The following is a 21126-nucleotide window of genomic DNA, read 5'->3' as shown; positions in this document are numbered from 1 at the left end:
TCCATCGGGGATGCGGACCGCTATCCGAAGAAAAAGCCGGCGAAAAAGGCGCGATTCAGTTGTGTTGGCATTGCTTGGTTCATCGTCAACACTCCTTTGACATTACCAGTCGTTCTGGTATGTTTACGAGAATACACTCATAATTTTCTCATGTCAAGGCCAAATCTTTCGCACGGTGCTTCGGATCAGGAGAAAGTGGGACACGGGGTTACTCGGCGGCCGCCTCAACCTGCGCCTGGGTCAGGTTGAACAGCTGCATGCGGTGCTTGTTGGTGACCAAAGACGTCTTGGCCGGGGCCTCAACGGCGAGGTCTTTCACCTTCTTGCCCTTGATGATCTTGATGGCCAGCTTGGCCGCCTGCCGCCCGAGGTCCTCGTAGTTGATGCCCTGCGTCGCCACACCGCCGGTTTTGATCATCGTCGCGTCGGCGTTGACCACCGGCACCTTGGTCGCCTCGGAGACCTTGCCGATGGTTGGCATCGCGGCCGCGGCCACGTTGTCGGTTGGAATGTAAATCGCGTCGGACTGCTTGGCCAAGGCCTCTGCGGCCTGTTGCACGTCGTTGGTCGTCGCCGCGGTCTTGACCACCGCCTTGAGGCCCAGCTTCTTCAGCTCCTTTTTAGCCTGGGCAATCTGGACCACCGAGTTCTCCTCGGCGGCGTTGTAGAGCAGCCCGATGCGCTTGGCCTTCGGGAACAGCTTGTGGGTGAAGTCGATCTGGCCGGCGACATCCACGGCGTCGGTGACGCCCGTCGCGTTCAGGTCCGGTGCGTCAACATCGGAGACCAGCCCCGCGGCCTTGGGGTCGGTGACGGCGGTGAAGAGCATCGGCGTCTTGGCGTCCTCTTTTTGCAGCGCCTGGGCCGCCGGGGTCGCGATCGCCAGGTTCAAGACGTTGCCGTCCTTGGCCAGCTGCTGGCTCATCGACTTCAGGTTGGCCTGGTCGCCTTGCGCGTTGACGTAATCGATCTGCACCTTCTTGCCCTTGTAGCCGGCGGCGGCGAGCTCCTCGGTGAAGCCCTTCCGCGCGGCGTTCAAAGCGCTTTGGTCGATCAGCTGCAGGATGCCAATCTTGACGGTGTTCTTGTCTGCGGCCTGCTTCTTGCCGCAGGCGGCAAGGCTCAAGGCGGCGGCAACGGTGGCGAGACTCAGTGCGATTTTCTTCAGCTTCATGATAAAACTCCTCTTCTTTGCCCGAAATAAAACGGCCACGGGATGAACACCCCCCGTGACCGCAGACTTTTCCGGAAAAGAAAGGGCCACATGGAGAGTATTCGCTCATCCACGTGGCCATCGATTGCATGTTGAAATGCTACGACCATATGGATGCAAACCTGCGCGCGGTTTGCATCCCCAGACACAAACCGCTATCCGTAATAGCCGTAGTAATACGCGTTATTCAGTTGTGTTGGAATTAATCTTGTCATCATCAACACTCCTTGAACTGGTATGGTGAGAACAATACGCGCATTAGAAAAAAATGTCAACCCTTATCCAAAAATTAATTTTGAAGGCGCAGCAGCACCGGCCTGGCGGGACGGCTGGCCGAGGTTGGCCACTCCCATCCCCGCGCTCACGCTTTGCGCCGCACCCCCGCCACCAGCCGCGGCCAACCCAGCGCCAGCAGCCGATAAGCTACATACCCCGCCAGGCTACCCAGCGTGTTGAGCAGCAGGTCGTTGACGTCGAACGCCCGGTTGCCCAGATAGGTCACATTCATCACCAGTTGCAGCAGCTCGATGGCAAGACTTGCGGCAAAACACGCGGCGAGGTTCGTCTGCCACCGGGCCAGCCGCGCCCACAGCAGCGCCAGGAAGAAGGCCAAAGGCGCCAGCATGATCAGGTTACCGACAATCTGATCGGCATTGTAATCCCACAGTCTGCCGAGCGCCAGGTTGCTGCCGCCGACCTGGTGCCCCAAGCCGCGAGCGTACACCGGTGCTCCCCAAGCAAAGAGCCGGATAGGAAACAATGTCACTTCCGCAAGCAGCGCCAAGTACAGGCAGAGAAGCGCCGTCGCCGCGTAGCGCAGCGGCTGCAGTCGCTGTCGCCCCAGCTGCCAGACAAGAACCAGAAGTGCCACGCCGCCGCCGACTATCAGCCACAGCAGTGGTCCCGGCACCAACGCGACCGATGCGACAAACGTCTGGCCGTTGTCCATCTGAATTATCATCGGGCCTCCTACCGGTCGCGATAAAGCTCGGTGAAGTCCCGGCCGTTTCGCGTCACCAGCTTCGTCACCGTTGCGTTTTGCAGGATGCGCTGCTGACGCGCCGCACTCAGCGGCCGGTTCATCAGCGCGTTCATCAAAAGCAGGAACACGATGCCGTGTCCCACCACCAGGATGCGGCCGGTCGGATGCGCCGCAAAGGCGGTGGCGATCACCGTCTGGATGCGGCGGCGAACGCTTGCGTAGTGCTCGGCGTGAATGCGGTCGGCGACCGTCTTATCGAAGGCCAGCGGGTCGTGGAAGTAAGTGGCGATGTCTTGTGGGGCGGCGATTTCGTCGCCGGTGCGACCGTCCCAGTCACCGAGAACCATCTCCCGCAGCGCCGCCACCGGTTGCACCGGCGTCGTCGAGGCAAAGGCGTTGGCCGCCATAATCAAGTCGGTCGTGGCCAGCGCCCGCGGCATGCTGGAGGTCAAAACCTGCGTGAAGTGGTGCTGGGCCAGCCTGGTCCCGACCGCCTGAGCCCCGGCGACCCCGGCCGCCGTCAGCGGCCCATCGGACAGGCCGCCGTTGAACTGATGTGCCTGATTGACCGTGGTTTCCCCGTGCCGCACCAAGTAAAATTCCGTCATGTCGCTGTCCTTTCGAGCCGCCGTCACAAGGCGTGGCTCAGTTGCTTGTCTGCGCGTCGGGTACCGGCAGGCATCACACCGGCCGCTCGTCGCCGCGGCCGAAGTACTGGTGGCCCGGCAAGAGCCGGCCCCCGAGCAGTTCGCTGACCGTCACGAAGCGGTAGCCCTGGCCGCGCAGCGTTCGAATCACGCTCGGCAGCGCCTGGGCGGTGGCCGGCTGAATGTCGTGCATCAGCACGATGCCGCCGGCGTAGGCCGTCGACCGAATGCGGTTCAAAATGGCGCCGGCGTTTTTGGACTCCCAGTCCTGCGAGTCGGTGGTCCACTGAATCGCCGGCAGGTCCTCGGCGGCGGCCAGCTGCTTGCTGATCGCCCCGTACGGCGGCCGAAGCAGCGTCGGCAGGGTGCCGAAGGTGTGGTAGTAAGTCTGGGTCATTTTGCCGTAAACCTGATCCAGCCCGGCCGTCACGCTGAGGCCCGGCAGGTACTGGTGGTCGTAAGTGTGAATGCCGATTTCGTTACCGCTTGCGGCCACCGCCTTGGCCGCCTGGGGGTAGTCGTGAATACCCGACCCCAGCATGAAAAACGTCGCCTTGGCGCCGGCCCGGTGGAGTGCCGCGAGAATCTGCGGCGTCAGCGTCGGGTTGGGGCCGTCATCGAAGGTCAACGCGATTACCTTGCCCGGCTGCTCCTTGGCGCGACCCCCCTTCATGAACTGGGCGATGCGCGTCAGCGGCACCGCGGCCACCGGCCGGCTTTGGGCATCCAAAATGGTCAGGGCTTTGGGCGTCAGCGTGAAGTTTTGCGCGTTGAGGTCGGCCAACAAGGGCTGGGTCAACACCGCCGTCAGCGCCGCGTCGCTCAGCTGCTTGTTGTTGGCCAGCACCTGCCTGGCCTGGTAGTTGATCGCACGACGCGCCGGGTCGGTGTCGACCAGCTGGTGCAACGTCGCCGGCTGGCCGGTGGCCATGGTCACCGTCGCCAGGTCCGTGGCCTTCTTGGCCACCGCGGCGAGCCGGTGAGCCACCACCCCGTAGCCCTTGCCGGCCACGTCAAGGCTTGCCAGGCCGTACGGCACCCCACGCAGGGTCACCGTCACCACCGCGGTTTTGGTCGTCGCGCCTTGGGGCAGCGCCGCCAGCGTCCGGGCGGCGGCCGCCACGACCGCCGGCGCCGGCTTCTCAATCCCATCCGGCATCAGGTAGATCACCTTGCCGGCCTTGGTCTGGCGCGTCACCACACTGCCTTGATGGGCCTTTTTGGCCGCCGCGACCGCCGCGTTCAGCTGCCGCGGGGCCTTGGCGTCGCGCTGCTGCCGCCACAGCCAAAAGCCGCCGGTCGCCGCGATCGCCGCCACCACAACTGTCACAATGCCAATCACCCAACCCAGATGACGCCGCCGTCTCTGGTACTTTAACTGTCTCATTCGCTTCTCCGTTCCGGGCCCGAGCCCTAGCTTCTCCACCCTTAGTATACAGGAATTGGTCGGCGCAAACATAACGTTGCTGTAAGACCCGATTAGGATTCGATGAGACCGGCACTACCGGCGCCTGACCACACAAAAACGGCCGCCCCTGCAGGCGCGACCGTTGATAAAATCACATAGATTCGCTTAGGCGCGTTTTTGGTACGTACCGTTTTGCGTGTTGATGATCAGCTTTTCGCCGTTTTGGATGAAGTCCGGCACGTTGACCACCAGGCCGGTTTCAAGCGTCGCCGGCTTGCCGCCGCCGGTCACGGAGCCGCCCTTGATCGAAGGCTGGGTCTCGGTGACGGTCAGCTCAACGGTGGTCGGCAGCGTGATGCCGATCACTTCGCTGCCGTAGAACTCGATGTTGACCTGGGTGTTTTCAAGCAGGTACTTGAGCTCCTCTTCGATGCTTTCGGTCGGCAGCTCGTACTGCTCGTAAGTCGCCAGGTCCATGAAGTAGGCCAGGGTGTCTTGGGTGTAAAGGTACTGCGCCGGCTTGTCTTCGAGGACGGCCAGCTCGATTTTTTCACTCGGCCGCTTGGTGGTCTGAACGGTGCTGCCGGCGCGAACGTCGTACAGCTTGAGCTGCATCAGGGTGTTGCCCTTGCCCGGCTTGTGGTGGTTGGATTCAAGCACCTTGATCAGCTTACCGTCTTCAACGAATGTCATCCCTGCACGTAAATCAACTGCTTCGGTCATTGGAATACTCCTTATTTGTGTGTGTGAGCCGCATGGGCTCGGTCATGCCCGACAACGGGCGAACAATTGTGGCTACTGCCGAATCGCTGATGCCGGTGGCGGCAGCGGCATGACCAGCGCATGGCCAAGCGCGGAAAAGAAAATAAACATGCGGGTCAGCTCCTTAGTGCCTGTCGGCGAACGTCCTTTGCTCATTCTACCGTAAAGCTCGGGGCTTGACTAGGGGCAGAGGGCGCAGCGACGCGTTTAGCGGAACGACCAGCGCAAGGGCGACGGTTGGGGCGGTCCTTGCCCCGAGCGGCGGCCTCAGCTGGACGCGGCGGCGGTGCGGCGCGGAGCCCGTTTAGGCAGCGACGCGTTTAGCGGAACGCTTAGCGTAGGGCTGGTGCTTGGGGCCTGCCCTTGGCCCCAAGCACCAGCCCGTGCGTCGCCATTGGTATGGCGGCTTTGGCAGTGATGGTTGCGCAAACAAATGATTATTTTTTCGGCTAGACGCACGTTGTCTACGCAAAGGGTAAAATAAACTTAGCAGAAGTTTACTCTTATTGACGTGTCTTACGGATCAGGGGGAATGATTGATGGCGAACAGTGCCTACCGTCAGGTCTACATTTTACTGCACCTGCTTCGTCACGTGCCGCTGAACAAGCAGCAACTCAGCAAACACTTTGCGGTGACGGAGCGCTCGATCCAGCGTGATATCAGCCAGCTCAACGCCTTATTCGACCACGAGGAGGTCGCCTTTGAGGTTCAGTACAACCAGCGAACCCACGCCTTTGAGCTTCAGTCCGGCGCCAGCGAGCTGAACTCCGCCCAGCTGGTGGTTTTGATCAAAATCCTGCTGGCCAGTCGCGCCTTGAACACGGAAGAGGCCAAGGCCTTGATCGCCAACCTGCTTCAGACGGCGCTGCCAAGCGAGCGGCGCGTGATCAACCGCGTGATTCAAAACGAGGTGTTCAACTACCTGCCGCTGCACCACAACCAGCCGCTGACCGGCCTGATCTGGCAGTTCAGCCTGATCATCACCCGCGGCCAGACCGTGCTGCTCAGCTACCGCTCACGCAACGGCAAGGAATCAAGCGTTCTGGTCGCACCCAAGGCGATTTTTTTCTCCGACCACTACTTCTACCTGATCGCCGTCGACCAGGAACGCGGTCTCGAGCGGTTCTACCGCTTCGACCGGATTCAAGACTACCGGCTGCGGTCGGAGGACGGTCAGGCCAACGGCTACGCCAGCCGCTACCCGGAAGGCGAGCTGCGGCGCTACCTGCCGATCATGGCGGGGGGACCACGGGTGACGGTGACCTTCGACTTTTGGGGGCGCCCGGACGCGGCGCTTGATTGGCTGCCAACTGCGAGCATCATCACCCAAGACGCGCAGCACCACAAGGTCACGATTCAGGCCACGGTGTATGCCGAGGCCTTCAAAATGTGGTTGCTCAGCCAGGGCAACATGGCCAAGCTGCTGACGCCGCCAAGCCTTGTCGCCGAGCTGACCCGCACGGTCGGCGAGATGAACGACCTCTACCACGACACGCTATCGGGCGACCCGCACTTCGAAATCTGACGGCGGCGACGCGCTGCGCAACCTGCTTAGGTGAGGATGGTACACAGGACGCAATCACCGCCCGTTGACTCAAAAACAGTACAGATACCATTGACGCACCGGTCACCCGGTGCGTTTTTGTGATGATGGATTGAAAGCGATTGCTAAAAATTGCGGAAAGCGGTGCCATTTTTGGTGTGAAAGTGGTAAGCTTAGGGTTCTATCTCCCGATCGAAAGGACTTGACCAGATGAGAATCGCCGCTTTCGGCGTTCGCCCGTCGGAACGCCCCTATTTCGCCAAGTGGGCCGCCCGGACAGGCGACGCGCTTGACCTGTACCCCGAGCTTCTCACAACCGAGACGGTTGGCTGGGCCCAAGGCGCCCAGGCCGTCACCTGTTTTCAAACCGTGCCTTACGTCCCCGGCGTCTTTGCGGGGCTTGCGGCGCAAGGCATCACGACCCTGGCGCTGCGCAACACCGGCACCGATAATGTGGACTTCGCCGCGGCTGCCCAGCACGGCGTCGCCATCACCAATGTGCCGGCCTACTCCCCGGCCGCCATCGCCGAGTTCGCCATCGCCGACATGCTGTACCTGCTGCGCCACACCGGCCGGGTGCAACAAGACCTGCAGGCCGACCGCTACCAGGAGGCCACCACCCACCTCGGCCGCGAGCTCAACAGCTGCACCGTCGGCGTCGTCGGCACCGGTCGCATCGGCCGCAAGCTGATCGGCCTGCTCAACGGTTTTGGCGCCAACGTGCTGACCCACGACACCCACGATGCCCAGCTGCCCGGGCTCACCCACACGCCGGTGCCGCTTTCGCAGCTGCTGGCCCAAAGCGATATCGTGAGCCTGCACGTGCCGGGTACCGCCGCCAACCACCACCTGATCGATGCGGCGGCGCTTGCGACCATGCGTCCCGGCGCCATTTTGATCAACACCGGCCGGCCCAACCTGGTCGACACCAAGGCGCTGGTGTCGGCCTTGGCCAGCGGCCAGCTCGGCGGCGCCGGCATCGACACCTACGAGAACGAAACGCAAGACCTGCTTGCACTAAGCCACCGCGGCCACTTCCGGGACCCGCAGTGGCAGGCCCTGTTGGCCCAGCCGAACGTCTTGCTGTCGCCCCACATCGCCTATTACACCCAGACCGCCGTGCAAAGCATGGTAGACACCGCGCTGGACTGCCTCCACGAGCTGGCCGACCGCGGCACCAGCGCCTTGCTTGTGACCGGCGATTAAGCGCAAAAAACCGTGCGGAAAATTTTCCCGCACGGTTTTTCGCCAATGCGCTAGTGCCGCGTCAACGTCACCACGTCAAGGTCGGCGGCCACCAGTCGGTACTGGGTCAGCACGGCCACCACGGCGGCCGCCCCCCAGCCCCGCAGCAGGACATAGCGCCACAGGGGGCCGACGCCGCTTTGGGCCAGCAGCTGGCCGACGTTCGCCTCGGTGCAGCTGGCCGCCGCCGGACCCTGCACCCCAACCAACACGGCGAGCTCCGGCACGGCCTGGGCATCGACCAAAAGGCGCGGCGCCTGGGCGGCCACGGCGGCCATCACGGCCTCGCGACTGGCCACCAGCGTCTGTGTCTGTGTCATTCGACTCCCCCCTTTTGGTCACGCACCGATTCATTACGCTTATGGTACCAAAAGTGAGTCGTGAACCCATCGGTCTTAGGATTGAGTTGCGCCACCGTCTGCCCCTGGATGGGCGGCGTACCAGGCGGTCAACCGCTCCTGGTTGACCGTGTCGTAAGTGTGAATGCGCCCCGTCGTCAGCTGATCCAGGTACAGCTCGAGGTAAGGCAGGTTGACCTGCCGGGCCAGCGCCGCCTCCTGCGCGATGTCGTAGTCGACCTTGCGCAGCGTCAGCTGGTCGATCATCCCGTCGGCGACTGTGAGCAGCGCGTATTGGGCCCGGTGATCGAAGGGGTGGTGCGGCCAGTTGAACACCGGCATGCCCACGGTGCCGGGATTGAGCACCAGCTGCTCGCGGCTGGTGTAGCGAATTATCTGGTGGTGGGTGTGGCCGTACAGCGCCACATCGGCCGCATCCGGCACCAGCGCGTCAAAATTGGCCTGCGAACCGGCCGGTACCAGCGCCTGCCCGTAATTTTTGCCCGGCTGGTTGTGCGTCAGACTGAAGGTCAACCCACCCAGCTGCGCCGCCGCCTGCATCGGCAGGGCCGGCAAAGCAGCGAGCTGGGCCGCACTCAGCCGGGCCGCGACGTGGCGAGCCAACCCCGTGAAGTAGCGGTGCTTGGCGGTGTCTTGGTAATGATTGGTCAACCCCTTGAGAAAAATGTCCTCCCAGTTGCCTCGCACGGCGTAACGCACGTGGTACTGCGCCAGCAGCGCGAACAATCCGGCCGCGCCGGGCCCGGGCAAAAAGAGGTCCCCCAACAGCCAGATTTGCGTCGCACCTTGCGCCTTGGCGTCTTGCAGCACCGCGGCCAGCGCCGTCTGGTTGCCATGCACATCCGAAATCACCGCCAATGTCGTCATGTTCGTCCTCCTGTCTCACCGCGACCCGATCGAGGATGCGGCGCTAACTACCCGTCCCGCTTTCCGCTGGGTCGGCGAGCGACGCCGCAGCGGCTAGCTTAGGGCGGTCACCGGGCCAAGGTCGGGCCAAACGCCCAAACCCGACACTACCCGTCCGGCGATACCCGCTCGGCTTCGCTCTGAGTATCAAAAAGCCACCGTCGGCTTCGCCGCGGTGGCTAATGCGTGTCGCGCTTAGTCTTTTGTATCTTCGTCTGCGGCCGGTTCATCCGCGTCGACCGGGATATCCGGCTCGTCTGCGGCCTGCAGCTCCGGTCCCTCGGCGTCGGCCACCGGGGCATCCGCCTGGTCTTTGGCCTGGGCGAAGGCACTCTTGCCGTCCAGCACGATGTCGTCGAAGTCGTCGTTGCCGCCGACTTCCGGCACCGCCGTCAGCTGATCTTTCAAAGAGGCCGTGGCCTGGTCGTAGTTGGCCACCGCGTCCTCGGGCTTTTGGGCCTTGGCCTTCAGGTCAGCCACCAGGGCCGTGGCGGAATCGCGCCACTCGGCCGTCGCATCCTTGGCGTAATCGTAGTAATCCGCCGCCCGGTCGGCCAAGTCATCCTTGGTGGTCGCGAACTTCTTCTTCAAATCCGAACTGGTCTGCGGGGTCAAGAGGTAGGTGGCGGCCAGCGAGCTGGCGGCGCCAAGCACGAACCCTAACAAAAAGTGACTCTTCTTTGACATGTGAAACCCTCCTTAAACGTGTCTAATCCTTCTTGGACTCTTTTTTCTTCAGCATCGACATCGCCATCTTGCCAACCTTGGCGGCGGCGGTGACCTTCGCGGTGTTTTGGACGCCCCCTGCGACTTTTTCGGTCAGGTTGCGCGTGGCCGAGTTCAGGTCGGACACCGACTCGCCGAGCTCGCCGATCGCGGTGAACACCGGATCGACCGCGGCCACCTTGCCGTTCACGTCGTTGAGCAGCGTGTTGGATTTCGTTAGCAATGCTTCGACTTCATTGGTCAGCGGCTTGATTTCCCCGTTGACCGTGGCGAGCGTCTGGTTGACCTCCGCCACCGTATTTTTGATTTCCTTGGTGACCGCCGACAGCCGGATTGCGACGATCGCGATGGCCAGCGCGATGACCAGTAACGCAACGGCCGCGATCACGCCGGCAACTTCTGCTCCTGACATGCAACACCCTCCTCACTGGCTTTAAGCCCGATACCCTAAGAATATCATCATTACTATACCGCCGCAAACGCTTGCGGGATTTTCCCAAGATTTCCTTTGGTCAGTGGTCGGCAACTGCCCGGTTTGGTACACTAAGGAAAGATTGGAGCGATTAATTGTGATTTTTCTAGCTCAGGCCAAAGACCTCACGCAGCAGACTAACCTCTTCCTGCGCTATGTTCAAAACATCAACTGGGACGGCGTCTTGGACCGCGTCGTGTCCGTGGTGGTTCAGCTGGTGCTGTTCACCCTGCTGTTTTGGCTGATCAACAGCCTCGGCAAGCGACTGGTCAACCGCGGCTTCAAGACCTACAAGGACCGCAGCCGGCTGACCCCGACGCGCGTCGACACCATGCACACCCTGACGCGCAACGCTTTCTCGTACCTGGTGCTGTTCTTCTATCTATACGCCGTCTTATCCACCCTCGGCGTTCCCGTCGGCACCTTGATCGCCGGCGCCGGCGTGGTCGGCATCGCCTTGGGCCTGGGGGCGCAAGGCTTCGTGTCCGACGTGGTGACCGGCATTTTCATCATCCTCGAGGGCCAGTTCGACGTCGGCGATTCCGTCACGCTCGGCGCGATTTCGGGCAAAGTGACCAGCGTCGGGCTGCGAACGACCATCGTGCAAAGCTTCAACGGCACGATCAACTACATCCCCAACCGCAACATCAGCATTGTCTCAAACCTGTCGCGGAGCAACATGCAGGCGCTAGTTAGGCTGCCGATGCGGCCGGACACCGACTTTGCCAAGGTCGACGCGGTGATCGACGCGGTCAACCGCAAGCTGGTGCCGACCCACAAGGAAATCAAGAGCGGCCCGGATGTCTTGGGGCTGACCGACAACGGTGACGGCACCTTCTCCTACCAGGTCCTGATGTTCGTCCAAAACGGGCAGCAACTGGCGGTCCAGCGCGACTTTCTGGCCGCCTACAGCCAGGCTTTGACCGACGCCGGCATCGTGCTGCCGACCGCCACGGTGCCACACCCCCAGCAGTAGCACCTGCCGCAGCCCCGGCCAGGTCCAACGGCTGCGCCAGTCCTGACTGCAGCACAGCGCGGCGGCCCAGGCCGACCATGCCGCTAAGCCGCTGCCTCAATCTCAGACAACCCCCTCGTTTTTTGTCGCCCTTCCCTCGCCAACCCCCGTGAAAGGACAACTATGCGTAACTTGATCAAAGGTGCCTTCATCGGCATCGCCCTGGTGATTCCCGGGCTCTCCGGCAGCATTTTCGCCGTCGTGGTCGGTTTGTACGACCGGCTGCTCGCCGCCCTCAACCACTTCCGCGACGACCCGCGGCGCCACCTGCGACTGCTGGTGCCGGTGGGACTGGGGGCGGCTTTGGGCATTCTCCTGTCGACCAAGGCCATCCTCGCCGCCACCGCGGCGTGGCCACTTCTGGCCTACGCCTTCTTCACCGGGTTGGTGCTGGGCATCGCGCCGTTCGTGTGGCGCAAGTGCCGCCAAATCCCCTTTGCCGCCTGGCACCCGCTGCTGGCGATCGCCGGCTTTGCCGCCATCTACGGGCTGGCGCGGCTGGGCGAAGGCGACACGACGGCCCTGATTGCGATTCCCATGCTGCGTGGCGCCGGGGACTTCTTCACGATGCTTTGGGCCGGCGCCTTTTCCGTGGCGCTGATGGCCATTCCTGGCATTTCCGGCTCGATCATGCTGATGGTGATCGACCAGTACGGCACCGTCTACAACGCGGTAGGGCAGCTGGGCACGGCGGCTCGCGCCGCGGTCGCCGGCGACTGGGCCGGCTTTGGCCAGGCCACTGCCAGCGTCGCGCTGCTTGTGCCCTTTGCCCTCGGCGCCGCCGTCGGCCTACTGGCGGTGGCGCGGCTGATGGCCTGGCTGCTCGCGCGGTTTGAGGCGCTGGTTTACTGGACGGTCTCAGGCATTGTCTGCGCCGCCGTCGTGATTCTGGTGCAAACCGGCATCGCCCCGGCCTGGCCGCCCCACTGGCTGGCCGCCGCGCTTCAGTGCGGCGTGGCCGGGGCCTTGGGCATCGTCGCCACCCTGTTTTTGGACCGGCCGGACGCGTGATTCTCAGACCAAAACAGCGACCCCTGACGCGCCAATTGGCGTTTGGGGGTCGCTGTTTTGGAATTCGGTGCGGTTACTTGTTGCTGGGGCCGCTGGTCAGGGCTTGGCAACCGGTTGTTCAAGTGGGGTCACCGCGTATTGCTTGTCGATGTTGTGGCCAATGTAGTTGATGCCCTTCATGACCTCGCGGCGCGTCACGATGCCGGTGAAGGTGCCATCGGCCTGGACCACCGGCAGGAACGGACTGTCGACCAGCAGGTGCAGCACGTTTTCCACATCGTACGGGTCCTCAACGGTCACCAGGTCGGTTTCCATCACGTCCCGGACGCACAGGCGGTCCAGCGGGTCGATGTTCAGGTCGTCAAGGCCGAGCATCGTGTTGGTGATCATGGGCAAAGACAACAGCCCCTTCAGGTGGTCGTCGTGGTCCAACACCGGAATCTTGGCGTAACGCACCTTGGTCAGAACCAAAAACGCGTGGCGCAGCGAGTTGTCCTCGTTCACGCTGGCCACCACCTCGCCGGGGATCATGAAGTGCTGGCGATTCTCTATCATCATGTGATCGATCACTTTGTTGATCATTTGCACACTCCTCTTTGTGGGTACCCCCTCATTTTACCGGAATTGGCCGGGCGATGCACCCGTGAGCAAAAAGCTTTACGTCTTCGTTAATCTTGCCTATAATTCCATAAATTGGTAGAATATGTGCATTACGGATTTTCAGAAAGTCCGGGTAAAGGGAGAGACGAAATGACATACGATTTAGGAGTTCGGCTGATTGCTGAATTCATGGGCACCGCGATCATGGTTGCCCTGGGCAACGGATCCGTGGCCAACGTGGACCTGAAAGGGACGAAGGGGAACGGCTCCGACTGGATGCTGATCGCCGTGGGTTACGGCGCCGGGGTCATGATTCCCGCGATGATCATCGGCGGCATCTCGGGCAACCACATCAACCCCGCCTTCACCATCGGCCTGGCGGTGGCCGGCATGTTCCCGTGGCAGGAAGTGCTGCCGTACTTGGTCGTCCAGTTCCTGGGCGCGATGTTCGGTCAGCTGTGGGTGGTCGCCGCCTACAAGCCGCACTACGACCTGACCACCAACACCCAGCACATCTTGGGGACCTTCAGCACCATCAACGCCACGAAGAGCAAGCTCAACGGCTTCATCAACGAATTCATCGGTTCCTTCATTCTCTTCTTCGGGGCACTGGGCATCACCAAGGCGCCGTTTTTCCAAGACAACCTCGGCACCGCCCACATGGCGCTGGGCTTTCTGGTCGCCACGCTGGTTGCCAGCTTCGGTGGCCCGACCGGCCCGGCCCTGAACCCGGCGCGTGACCTCGGGCCCCGCCTGTTGCACCAGCTGTTGCCGCTGCGCCACAAGGGCAGCTCGGACTGGGGCTACGCCTGGGTACCGGTGGTCGCGCCGATCGCCGCGGCCATCACCGCCATCCTGCTGTACAAGACCGTGTTCATGAAGTAGCCGCGGCGCCGCGCGAACGCCTCACGCGGCCCCCAAAAAGCGCCGCCACCTCGCAGCAATTGCGAAGGTGGCGGCGCCTTTTGGTCTAGCACCTCAGCGCTGGCGCGTGAAGCGCCGCTGAAGCCCTGGGGCCGGCTGGCCGTCGCGCAGGTAATAAGTGACCGTAAAGGCCGCTTCGGTCACATCAATCACGGCGTAGGTGCCGCGAAGACTGGCGAACTGGCCGCGGGGCTGGGAGATGCTGCCGGGGTTGACCAGCAGGATGCCGTCGTGAACCTCGCAGCCCAGCTGGTGGGTGTGGCCGAACAACGCCACCTGGGCCTTGGCCGCCTGGGCGGCCTCAATCAGCTGACCGAGCCCGAAGTTGACGCCGAAGCGGTGGCCGTGGGTCTCAAACACGGTGAGCCCCTGAATCGTCGCGGTCACCGTCAGCGGGAAGTCGGGGTCAAAATCCATGTTGCCGGCCACGGCGCGGAACGTGTCAAACAGCGGGTCGGCCGCCGTAAGCTCCGAGTCGCCGGCGTAAAAATACCCGGCCGCACCGGGCTGCTGGCGCAGAATCGTCTCGAGGATCGCGCGGTCCCCGTGGGTGTCACTCACTACGACTAGTTTCACAGCGGCCTCCTCAGTCCTGGTACCAGGAACGCCATTTTTGCTCCAAGGCCCGCATCGCGTTGCCGCGGTGGCTGATTGCGTTCTTCTCGGCCGCCGTCAGCTCCGCCATGGTTTTGCCCAAACTCGGCAGCAGGAAGTACGGATCGTAGCCAAAACCGTTCTCACCGCGCGGCACCCCGGTGATCAGCCCGGCCACAGAGCCCGTCACCACCAGGTCCTCCGCCGGCCGGTTGGGCTTGGCGAACACCAGGGTGGCGTGGAAGGTGGCGGTGCGATCCTCCGGCGCGACGTCGGCCAGCTCGGCGATCAGCTTCGCGTTGTTGGCCGCGTCGTTGTGGCCGCGCCCGGCGAACCGGGCGGAGAACACGCCGGGCCGGCCGTCCAGCGCGTCGACCGTAAGCCCAGAGTCGTCGGCGAGCACCGGCAGCTCAAGCGCCTTGGCGTAGCCGTCGGCCTTCAGCCGCGCGTTCTCCTCGAAGGTCGCGCCACTTTCAGCGACCTCCGGGACCTCGGGAAAGTCGCGCAGGCTCAAGACCTTGATGCCGTCTTGGGCGAACATCGCGGCCAGCTCCTTGACCTTGCCGGCGTTGTTGGAGGCCACCACGACGGTGCGGGTCGGGGCCTGCTTGGGGCCGGTGGTGGGCAACTGGTCGATGGCCACGTGCGTCGCCTTGACCGTCATGTTCAGCCAGTTGCCGGCGATCACGTCGAACAGTTCGGCGTTGCCGGTGGTGTAAAAATCGCGCTGCGGTGCCGCGGTCGGCGCGTCGTTGGCGATGTCGAAGTAATCCAGCAGCGTGGAGACCTCGCTGACGGTTTCGGCACCGGAGTCGATCAACGTGACCCCGTCGCCCATCACGTTTTGAATCAGCGGCCGCAGCAGCGGGTAATGGGTGCAGCCGAGCACCAGGGTGTCGAGGCCCAGGTGCAGCAGCGGCTGCAGCGTCTCGGCTACCACGCGCTTGGCCGTCGGGGTGGTCATTTCGTTGCTTTCCACCAGCGGCACGAACTTCGGGGCGGCAAGCTCCGTCACCTTCAACCCCTTTGCCTTGGCGTGAATAGTATCGGCGTAGGCGTGGCTGGCGACGGTGCCTTCCGTGCCGATGACGCCGATGTGGGCCTTTCGCGTCGCCTTGATCGCCGCCCGGGAGCCCGGCACGATCACACCGATGACCGGGATGTTCAGCTTGGCCTTGAGATCCGGCAGGGCCGCGGCGGTCGCCGTGTTGCAGGCCACGACCAGCATCTTGATGTCTTGGTCGAGCAGGAAGTTGACCATCTGCCAGGTGAACTCACGCACCTGTGCCGCCGGCCGCGGCCCGTAAGGCAGGCGAGCCTGGTCGCCGAGGAACACGACGCCTTCGTTGGGCAGCTGCCGCAGCGCCTCCTTGACCACGGTCAGGCCGCCGACGCCTGAGTCGATAAAACCGATTGGTTGCGTCTTCATAGCAAACGCCTCTTTCGTTTAGTCTGAACCTTCATTGTGGGCGCTTCCGCCGCCAAAATCAAGTGGTGCCGACCGGGCTTCGGTGCTGATTTTTGCCCGGGATTCCAGTATACTAGAAGTAACGTTCACGAGGAGGCCGTCATGGCAAAAGCAAGTTATCAAGATCTACTCACCCTTCCGGCAACCGGGCCGCTGTTCGGCCAGTTGGCCATTCGCGACCTGTTGCTGCCAGACCTGCTGGGGGTCGAAACCTCCAACATCCTGTACTGGGCCGGCCGCGCCTTGGCGGCCAAGCTGCCGGTCGCCGAACCGGACATCCCCGCCTTGTTCGAGAAGGTCGGCTTGGGCACCCTGACACCTGAGGCTGCCAAACGCGTCGAGCGGTCGTACCTGCTGGCCGGCGCCGTGGTAGAGACGCGCATCCAAAACTTCGACGACCCCGACTTTCGCCTTGAGGCCGGCTTCTTGGCCCAGAGCCTGCAGCAGGTGCTGGGCGTCGTGGTCGAGGCCAACCCAACGATTGACCGGCGCAAGAAAACCGTCACGCTGACCGTCGTGCTGGACCCCAAGACCGAACAGCCGACCGCCGATAAGCCCATCGCGTTGTAATCGCGCCACGCATTTGCACCACGCATTTGCACCACGCATTTGCACCATGCAAAAAACCGCGGCTTCCCGGCCAGTCACGATGACTGAACCGGAGAGCGGCGGTTTTTTTGATGTTAGTTGGTGTACTTGTTGAGCACTTCTTCGAGCTGGTCCTTGGTGTGGTAGCCGACGATCTTTTCAACCGGCTTGCCGTCCTTTTTGACCAGCAGCGTCGGAATCGCCATGATGCCGAAGCTCGACGGGGTGTCCGGGTTCGCGTCGACGTCCATCTTGACGAACTTCACGTCCTTGCGGCTTTCGGCCAGGGATTCGATCACCGGGCTTTGCATCTTGCAGGGGCCACACCAGGTTGCCCAAAAGTCGGTCAGCGTCACGCCGGTGGCAGTTTCTGTCTCAAAGTTCTGGTCGGTTACAACTTGTACCATCACGATCACTCCTTATGCTATGCTTACTTTTCGTAACTAACCATAGCATACCGCACCGCCGGGCCAAAAGCAAGCGTTCCCCTATTCGGTTAACACCCGATACCACAGGCTGTGAGCCCGGGTCACCGCCTGCCGGTCGTCGTCGTGAGCGAAGGTCATCACCCGCAGGCGGTGCCGGCCCGGTGTCTGCGCCGCCTTGGTCATCTTCAGCGCGATGGTGTGCTCAGCCGCCGTCACCTCGTCGATCGCCACGATTCGGTTGTCAACGACCACATACGCCACCGCGTGAAGCGGGAAGTCTCGCAAGGTCACCTGGACCCTGGCCCGAGCGGCCGCCACGGTGGCGGCCTGCCCAGGTCGCACCGCCTGCCCGTTGAAGGCGGTCAGCTTGCCACTACCGCAATCCGCCGCTTGCTTGTGACCGACGGTATGACCGTTGCGATCCAGCAAGCGGTGGTTCAGTGAGCCGCTGGCCTGCGGTCGGGCGCAGGCGACTAGGCAAATCGCCAAGAGTGCCGCCAAGGCGGCCTTGCGTGCGATCATCATCACATGCTGTCGGCGCATGTTGTCACCCCTTTCGGCCGCGTCTCGCGCCGCCTCTCCGCACTTATCTCATATCTTGGGGAAGGCGTCAACCCCCGCCCCGCGGCCAAAAGTAATCCAGATCATTAACCGCAAAATAAATTGGGGGGATTACCCGAAGCGTGACATATTGCGGTGGTGCGGCTTGTCATGCCGGCACCGGGCTTGGCCGCGCCGGTTTCAAAAAAACACGTCACAAAAAAGCGCCAACCGCTCGGGCTGGCGTTTGGGCGTTTCACTTGAACTCGACGATCGTGGCGCCAGAACCCCCGGCGTTTTGCGGGGCGAAGCCGAACTTCTTGACCTGCCGGTTGCGTTTCAGGTACTGGGTCACGCCGTTGCGAATCGCGCCGGTGCCCAGGCCGTGGATGATGGTGACCTGCTGGTAATTGGCCAAAAGCGCCGAGTCGATGTAGCTATCGAGGTTGGCCATCGCCTCCTCGTAGCGCTGGCCGCGCAAGTCCAAGGTGGTGCTCGGACCGGTCATGCCGCCGCCCTTGACGCCGGCGATGCGGCGCTTGGGCTCGGGTTCCGGGTCGTCTTTGACCTTCTCGATGTCGCTGGTGGCGATGCGCATGCGCATGATGCCGATCTGGACGTCCCAGTGCTTGGCGTCGACCTGCTCCAGCAAGTCGCCGGTTTGACCGTAGCTCAGGACGCGAACGCGATCGCCGGCGGCCAGCGCCTGCTTGCGCTTCTCGCGGCGAAGGACGCGGTTGGGCTGCTTTTTCTCCTGGTGCAGGTGCGACAGCTCGCTTTTGGCCTCAATCAGCTGGTTCTCCTTGACGGTGCCGGGGTTGGTCAGCTGCATCTGCCGCAGGTTCTTGATGATCTTGTCGGCCTTCTCCTGGGCCTTGTCGACAATCGCGTTGGCCTGGTCCTTGGCGGCGTTGAGCTGCCGCTCCCGCTCGTTGAAGAACTCGGTGTAGGCGCCTTGGAGGTCTCGGTGGAGCTTTTCGGCCTCGTCGAGCTCGTGACGGGTGGCCTTGTACTCGGTTTCGGCGGCCTTGCGCTGGCTTTCAAGATCGGCAATCATGTTGTTCAGGTCGTGGGAGTCGTCGGCGATCAACAGCTTGGCGCGGTCGACGATGGTCGCGTCAAGCCCCAGGCGAAGCGAGATGTCGAACGCATTGGACCGCCCCGGCACCCCGATCAACAGCTTGTAGGTCGGCTGCAGCGTCGCGACGTCGAACTCCATGGAGGCGTTGATCGTGTTGGGTGTGTTGTAGCCGTACAGCTTGAGCTCCGGGTAATGGGTGGTGGCGACGACATCCGCGCCGATCACGCCGACCTCATCGAGAATGGCGATGGCCAGGGCCGCGCCTTCCTGCGGGTCGGTCCCGGCCCCCAGCTCGTCGAACAACACCAAGGCGTCCTTGTCCAGGTGGTCGAGGATCGTGATGATGTTGCTCATGTGAGCCGAGAACGTGCTGAGGTTTTGCTCGATGGACTGCTCGTCGCCGATATCGGCAAAAACATCGGAGAACACGCCGATCTGGCTGTTGGCCGCGGCCGGAATGAACAGGCCGGACTGGCCCATCAGCTGCAACAGGCCCAGGGTTTTGAGCGTGATGGTTTTACCACCGGTGTTCGGGCCGGTGACCACGATCGCCTGGTAGTCCTCGCCCAGGGTGATGCGGTTGGGCACGACCTTGTGCGGGTCGAGCAAGGGGTGCCGCGCCGCCAGCAAGTCGACGTGGTTCTCGCGCGACACGGTCGGCTCGGTGGCCTTGATCAGCCGCGCGTACTTGGCCTTGGCGTTGATGAAGTCCAGGTGGCCGATCACCTCGGCGTTGGCGGCCAGCGCCGTCGCGTTGGGCGCGACCTCATCGGACAGCTCGGCCAATACGCGCTCGATTTCGGTGGCTTCGGCGATTTGCGCCTCGCGCAGCCGGTTGTTCATCTCGACGATCGCTTGGGGTTCGATGAACAGCGTCTGGCCGCTGGCGCTTTGGTCATGCACGACGCCGCCGAACTGGCCGCGGTACTGGGCCAGCACCGGGATCACGTAGCGGTCGTCGCGAATGGTGACGATCGGGTCCGACAGGTACTTCGCCGACCCGCCGCGGGTGTAGTTTTCCATCCGCGAGCGGATGTCGCCTTCCAGACGCTTGATCGACTGGCGGATGCGACCGAGCTCCGGGCTGGCCTCATCGGTCAGGTTGCCCTCCTCATCGACCGCGGTGGTCAAACGCCGCTCCAGTTGCGGCAGCGTGGTCAGAGACTGCTGGAGGTCGTACACCACCCGCAAGTCGACGTTGTCGGCCAGGTCGGTCAAGAAGCGGTCGACGGTGCTGACGGTTCGCAGCACTCGCGAAAGCGCCGCAAGCTCCGTGCCGTTGAGCACCGAGCCGATGCGAACGCGCTTGAGCGACGGGCCAATGTTGCCCAGCGTGGGAATCGGGATGCCGCCCTTGAGGCGCAGAATCGTGGCGCCATCGGCGGTTTCGTCAAGCCCTGCCTGAACGGCGTCGGCGTCGGCGGTCGGCTGAAGTGCCGAGACGCGCTGCTGGCCGGCCGCCGTGGCGACCTCCTGGCTCAGCGCCGCCGTGACGCGGTCGTACGCCAGGGTTTGCAGTATTTTAGAATTCATATCGGGAATATCCTTTCACAGTTCCAAGCAGTCAAAAGGCGAGGTCACCCTCGCCTTGGCCGCACATTCAGTTTTAGCCGACCACCCACAGCTGGGTGAACAGGTTGGTCAACCCCAGGGAATAACGCACCATGGACTTGCCCAAAAGCGAGTGCTCGAGCATGTCCTGCAGGCCGCCGATCGGCACCAGCGCCACCAAGTACAGCAGCAAGAAGATGAACAGGTAGCCCATCGCCAGGTTGAGGAACCCGCCGGCCAGCCAATCGAGGTGGGTGTCAAGCGTCCGGTACTTGAGGTCGTGCAGCCACAGCGCGACAAAGCGCGTGAGCAGCCACCCCAAGGCCAGCAGCGTGACGAAGGCGACGCCGCGGTAAAACGCGTCGTCCAGCGTCAGCCCCACTTGGTTATCAAAGAACACAAAGCGGCTTTGCTCCGTCGCCGAGGGGTACGGAATCAAAAGCGTGATTTTGGCGGCCAACCCCTTGTACCAGGCCGCGGCCAAAAGCAGGGACAGCACGTAGCCGGCCACATGCACCAGCTGCAACAGCAGCCCCCGCCGGGCCCCGGCGTAAAAGAAATACGCCAGCGCCAGGATAATCAAAAAACTCAGCATAATTACTCCTGCGTGTCCTGCTGCGCCTGCGCTTGGATCTTGACCGCGTCGGACAACGCGTTGAAGGCCAACAGAATAGCAGCATCCTCTGAACTGAGCGTTGGCGCCAGCGTCTTGATCTGGTTCAGCCGCTCATTGAGCATGGCCGTAACCGCCTCAAAATGTGCCGCGCTGCCGGGCCCGACGATTGTGTAAGGTTTGCCATTGATCACGGCCTTGAACCGTCTTTTTTGTTCTTGCAACCGACACCGCTCCTTTTCGTATACTGATTTATTCTACCATGAATGCCACAACCGCGCTACCGCCCTGCAAACGCGCCGCCACGCCAAAAGCCGCCGCAGTCTTTTCACTGCGGCGGCCGCGCCGAAGCCACCACGCGCTCGCACACGTGGCGGCCTCAGTCAACTTGTTGACGCGTTGCGGTAATCAGCGTTGCCACGAGAAGGCCTTGGCCTTCTCAAGGCGAC

Annotated in this window: 23 protein-coding genes; 6 read left to right on the top strand and 17 right to left on the bottom strand. The window is 62.7% G+C overall.

All coding sequences use genetic code 11. The features are described from left to right. Window positions 1–208: 208 nt before the first annotated feature. The 5 genes from ACYVRZ_RS03995 to efp all read right to left on the bottom strand — a co-directional run bounded on the left by ACYVRZ_RS03995 (window position 209) and on the right by efp (window position 4973). On the bottom strand, window positions 209–1174 hold the full coding sequence (locus tag ACYVRZ_RS03995) for an ABC transporter substrate-binding protein (RefSeq protein WP_461225027.1): 966 nt from the start codon (window positions 1172–1174) through the stop codon (window positions 209–211). A 400-nt stretch (window positions 1175–1574) separates the two neighbouring features. Continuing rightward, window positions 1575–2174: a VanZ family protein gene (locus tag ACYVRZ_RS03990; protein WP_461225025.1), complete on the bottom strand. Its 600-nt coding sequence runs from the start codon at window positions 2172–2174 to the stop codon at window positions 1575–1577. An 8-nt stretch (window positions 2175–2182) separates the two neighbouring features. Further along, window positions 2183–2803 carry a histidine phosphatase family protein gene (locus tag ACYVRZ_RS03985; protein WP_461225023.1) on the bottom strand — a complete coding sequence of 207 codons (621 nt, stop codon included), beginning with the start codon at window positions 2801–2803 and terminating at the stop codon, window positions 2183–2185. 73 nt (window positions 2804–2876) lie between these two features. Next, a complete protein-coding gene (locus tag ACYVRZ_RS03980; RefSeq protein WP_461225021.1) occupies window positions 2877–4229 on the bottom strand; it encodes a polysaccharide deacetylase family protein in 1353 nt (450 codons plus the stop codon). Window positions 4230–4415: 186 nt separating this feature from the next. Next, complete coding sequence (efp, locus tag ACYVRZ_RS03975; RefSeq protein WP_262314938.1) at window positions 4416–4973, bottom strand: elongation factor P; 558 nt, start codon at window positions 4971–4973, stop codon at window positions 4416–4418. Window positions 4974–5551: 578 nt separating this feature from the next. Between efp and ACYVRZ_RS03970 the strand changes: the two genes are divergently transcribed. Continuing rightward, window positions 5552–6538, top strand: coding sequence for a helix-turn-helix transcriptional regulator (locus ACYVRZ_RS03970; protein WP_461225019.1), 987 nt, complete (start codon window positions 5552–5554; stop codon window positions 6536–6538). Between the two features lie 228 nt (window positions 6539–6766). Further along, the gene (locus tag ACYVRZ_RS03965) at window positions 6767–7762 is read left to right on the top strand and encodes an NAD(P)-dependent oxidoreductase (protein ID WP_461225017.1); all 996 of its coding nucleotides are present in this window, start codon (window positions 6767–6769) and stop codon (window positions 7760–7762) included. Window positions 7763–7812: 50 nt separating this feature from the next. Here the strand turns inward: ACYVRZ_RS03965 and ACYVRZ_RS03960 are convergent, their stop codons facing one another. From ACYVRZ_RS03960 to ACYVRZ_RS03945, 4 genes are all read right to left on the bottom strand, one after another. Then, window positions 7813–8121 (bottom strand): hypothetical protein, encoded by a 309-nt coding sequence (locus tag ACYVRZ_RS03960; protein ID WP_461225015.1) that lies wholly within the window; start codon window positions 8119–8121, stop codon window positions 7813–7815. 75 nt (window positions 8122–8196) lie between these two features. Continuing rightward, window positions 8197–9027: a metallophosphoesterase family protein gene (locus ACYVRZ_RS03955; protein WP_461225014.1), complete on the bottom strand. Its 831-nt coding sequence runs from the start codon at window positions 9025–9027 to the stop codon at window positions 8197–8199. A 234-nt stretch (window positions 9028–9261) separates the two neighbouring features. Next, a complete protein-coding gene (locus tag ACYVRZ_RS03950; RefSeq protein ID WP_461225013.1) occupies window positions 9262–9753 on the bottom strand; it encodes a YtxH domain-containing protein in 492 nt (163 codons plus the stop codon). A gap of 22 nt (window positions 9754–9775) precedes the next feature. Further along, window positions 9776–10204, bottom strand: coding sequence for a DUF948 domain-containing protein (locus tag ACYVRZ_RS03945; RefSeq protein ID WP_262314944.1), 429 nt, complete (start codon window positions 10202–10204; stop codon window positions 9776–9778). A 154-nt stretch (window positions 10205–10358) separates the two neighbouring features. On the opposite strand from ACYVRZ_RS03945, the gene ACYVRZ_RS03940 reads away from it, so the two are divergent. Beyond that, a complete protein-coding gene (locus tag ACYVRZ_RS03940; protein ID WP_461225274.1) occupies window positions 10359–11240 on the top strand; it encodes a mechanosensitive ion channel family protein in 882 nt (293 codons plus the stop codon). A gap of 162 nt (window positions 11241–11402) precedes the next feature. Continuing rightward, on the top strand, window positions 11403–12290 hold the full coding sequence (locus ACYVRZ_RS03935) for a DUF368 domain-containing protein (RefSeq protein WP_461225010.1): 888 nt from the start codon (window positions 11403–11405) through the stop codon (window positions 12288–12290). 96 nt (window positions 12291–12386) lie between these two features. Here ACYVRZ_RS03935 and cbpB read toward each other — a convergent pair whose 3' ends face one another. Continuing rightward, entirely contained in the window at window positions 12387–12872 is a 486-nt protein-coding gene (cbpB, locus tag ACYVRZ_RS03930) for a cyclic-di-AMP-binding protein CbpB (protein ID WP_262314947.1), read from the bottom strand. Between the two features lie 168 nt (window positions 12873–13040). On the opposite strand from cbpB, the gene ACYVRZ_RS03925 reads away from it, so the two are divergent. After that, window positions 13041–13775, top strand: a complete 735-nt coding sequence (locus ACYVRZ_RS03925) for an MIP/aquaporin family protein (protein WP_262314948.1) — start codon at window positions 13041–13043, stop codon at window positions 13773–13775. A gap of 93 nt (window positions 13776–13868) precedes the next feature. Here ACYVRZ_RS03925 and ACYVRZ_RS03920 read toward each other — a convergent pair whose 3' ends face one another. Together ACYVRZ_RS03920 and racE are read right to left on the bottom strand one after the other, a co-directional pair. Next, window positions 13869–14390, bottom strand: coding sequence for a metallophosphoesterase family protein (locus ACYVRZ_RS03920; protein WP_461225008.1), 522 nt, complete (start codon window positions 14388–14390; stop codon window positions 13869–13871). Between the two features lie 10 nt (window positions 14391–14400). Then, complete coding sequence (gene racE / locus ACYVRZ_RS03915; RefSeq protein WP_461225006.1) at window positions 14401–15837, bottom strand: glutamate racemase; 1437 nt, start codon at window positions 15835–15837, stop codon at window positions 14401–14403. 141 nt (window positions 15838–15978) lie between these two features. Here racE and ACYVRZ_RS03910 point away from each other — a divergent pair, with 141 nt between their 5' ends. Next, complete coding sequence (locus ACYVRZ_RS03910) at window positions 15979–16446, top strand: DUF2507 domain-containing protein (RefSeq protein ID WP_461225004.1); 468 nt, start codon at window positions 15979–15981, stop codon at window positions 16444–16446. 113 nt (window positions 16447–16559) lie between these two features. On the opposite strand, the gene trxA is transcribed toward ACYVRZ_RS03910, so the two are convergent. The 5 genes from trxA to ACYVRZ_RS03885 form a co-directional block, all read right to left on the bottom strand. Then, on the bottom strand, window positions 16560–16871 hold the full coding sequence (trxA, locus tag ACYVRZ_RS03905) for a thioredoxin (protein ID WP_262314952.1): 312 nt from the start codon (window positions 16869–16871) through the stop codon (window positions 16560–16562). 81 nt (window positions 16872–16952) lie between these two features. After that, a complete protein-coding gene (locus ACYVRZ_RS03900) occupies window positions 16953–17435 on the bottom strand; it encodes a hypothetical protein (RefSeq protein WP_461225002.1) in 483 nt (160 codons plus the stop codon). 253 nt (window positions 17436–17688) lie between these two features. Then, complete coding sequence (locus ACYVRZ_RS03895; protein ID WP_461225000.1) at window positions 17689–20046, bottom strand: endonuclease MutS2; 2358 nt, start codon at window positions 20044–20046, stop codon at window positions 17689–17691. A 73-nt stretch (window positions 20047–20119) separates the two neighbouring features. Further along, window positions 20120–20659 (bottom strand): CvpA family protein, encoded by a 540-nt coding sequence (locus ACYVRZ_RS03890; RefSeq protein ID WP_461224998.1) that lies wholly within the window; start codon window positions 20657–20659, stop codon window positions 20120–20122. Window positions 20660–20661: 2 nt separating this feature from the next. After that, window positions 20662–20901, bottom strand: a complete 240-nt coding sequence (locus ACYVRZ_RS03885) for a cell division protein ZapA (protein ID WP_461224996.1) — start codon at window positions 20899–20901, stop codon at window positions 20662–20664. Window positions 20902–21126: the final 225 nt, after the last annotated feature.

Source organism: Lacticaseibacillus suihuaensis (assembly GCF_054785075.1).
The sequence above is the reverse complement of the archived record's forward strand: the minus strand, read 5'-3'. Positions and strand labels throughout refer to the sequence as shown.

Excerpts from the sequence above, each read along its gene's own strand:
- ACYVRZ_RS03995 (WP_461225027.1), bottom strand. The coding sequence starts at position 1,174 with ATGAAGCTGAAGAAAATCGCACTGAGTCTCGCCACCGTTGCCGCCGCC.
- ACYVRZ_RS03990 (WP_461225025.1), bottom strand. The coding sequence starts at position 2,174 with ATGATAATTCAGATGGACAACGGCCAGACGTTTGTCGCATCGGTCGCG.
- ACYVRZ_RS03985 (WP_461225023.1), bottom strand. The coding sequence starts at position 2,803 with ATGACGGAATTTTACTTGGTGCGGCACGGGGAAACCACGGTCAATCAG.
- ACYVRZ_RS03980 (WP_461225021.1), bottom strand. The coding sequence starts at position 4,229 with ATGAGACAGTTAAAGTACCAGAGACGGCGGCGTCATCTGGGTTGGGTG.
- efp (WP_262314938.1), bottom strand. The coding sequence starts at position 4,973 with ATGACCGAAGCAGTTGATTTACGTGCAGGGATGACATTCGTTGAAGAC.
- ACYVRZ_RS03970 (WP_461225019.1), top strand. The coding sequence starts at position 5,552 with ATGGCGAACAGTGCCTACCGTCAGGTCTACATTTTACTGCACCTGCTT.
- ACYVRZ_RS03965 (WP_461225017.1), top strand. The coding sequence starts at position 6,767 with ATGAGAATCGCCGCTTTCGGCGTTCGCCCGTCGGAACGCCCCTATTTC.
- ACYVRZ_RS03960 (WP_461225015.1), bottom strand. The coding sequence starts at position 8,121 with ATGACACAGACACAGACGCTGGTGGCCAGTCGCGAGGCCGTGATGGCC.
- ACYVRZ_RS03955 (WP_461225014.1), bottom strand. The coding sequence starts at position 9,027 with ATGACGACATTGGCGGTGATTTCGGATGTGCATGGCAACCAGACGGCG.
- ACYVRZ_RS03950 (WP_461225013.1), bottom strand. The coding sequence starts at position 9,753 with ATGTCAAAGAAGAGTCACTTTTTGTTAGGGTTCGTGCTTGGCGCCGCC.
- ACYVRZ_RS03945 (WP_262314944.1), bottom strand. The coding sequence starts at position 10,204 with ATGTCAGGAGCAGAAGTTGCCGGCGTGATCGCGGCCGTTGCGTTACTG.
- ACYVRZ_RS03935 (WP_461225010.1), top strand. The coding sequence starts at position 11,403 with ATGCGTAACTTGATCAAAGGTGCCTTCATCGGCATCGCCCTGGTGATT.
- cbpB (WP_262314947.1), bottom strand. The coding sequence starts at position 12,872 with ATGATCAACAAAGTGATCGATCACATGATGATAGAGAATCGCCAGCAC.
- ACYVRZ_RS03925 (WP_262314948.1), top strand. The coding sequence starts at position 13,041 with ATGACATACGATTTAGGAGTTCGGCTGATTGCTGAATTCATGGGCACC.
- racE (WP_461225006.1), bottom strand. The coding sequence starts at position 15,837 with ATGAAGACGCAACCAATCGGTTTTATCGACTCAGGCGTCGGCGGCCTG.
- ACYVRZ_RS03910 (WP_461225004.1), top strand. The coding sequence starts at position 15,979 with ATGGCAAAAGCAAGTTATCAAGATCTACTCACCCTTCCGGCAACCGGG.
- trxA (WP_262314952.1), bottom strand. The coding sequence starts at position 16,871 with ATGGTACAAGTTGTAACCGACCAGAACTTTGAGACAGAAACTGCCACC.
- ACYVRZ_RS03900 (WP_461225002.1), bottom strand. The coding sequence starts at position 17,435 with ATGCGCCGACAGCATGTGATGATGATCGCACGCAAGGCCGCCTTGGCG.
- ACYVRZ_RS03895 (WP_461225000.1), bottom strand. The coding sequence starts at position 20,046 with ATGAATTCTAAAATACTGCAAACCCTGGCGTACGACCGCGTCACGGCG.
- ACYVRZ_RS03890 (WP_461224998.1), bottom strand. The coding sequence starts at position 20,659 with ATGCTGAGTTTTTTGATTATCCTGGCGCTGGCGTATTTCTTTTACGCC.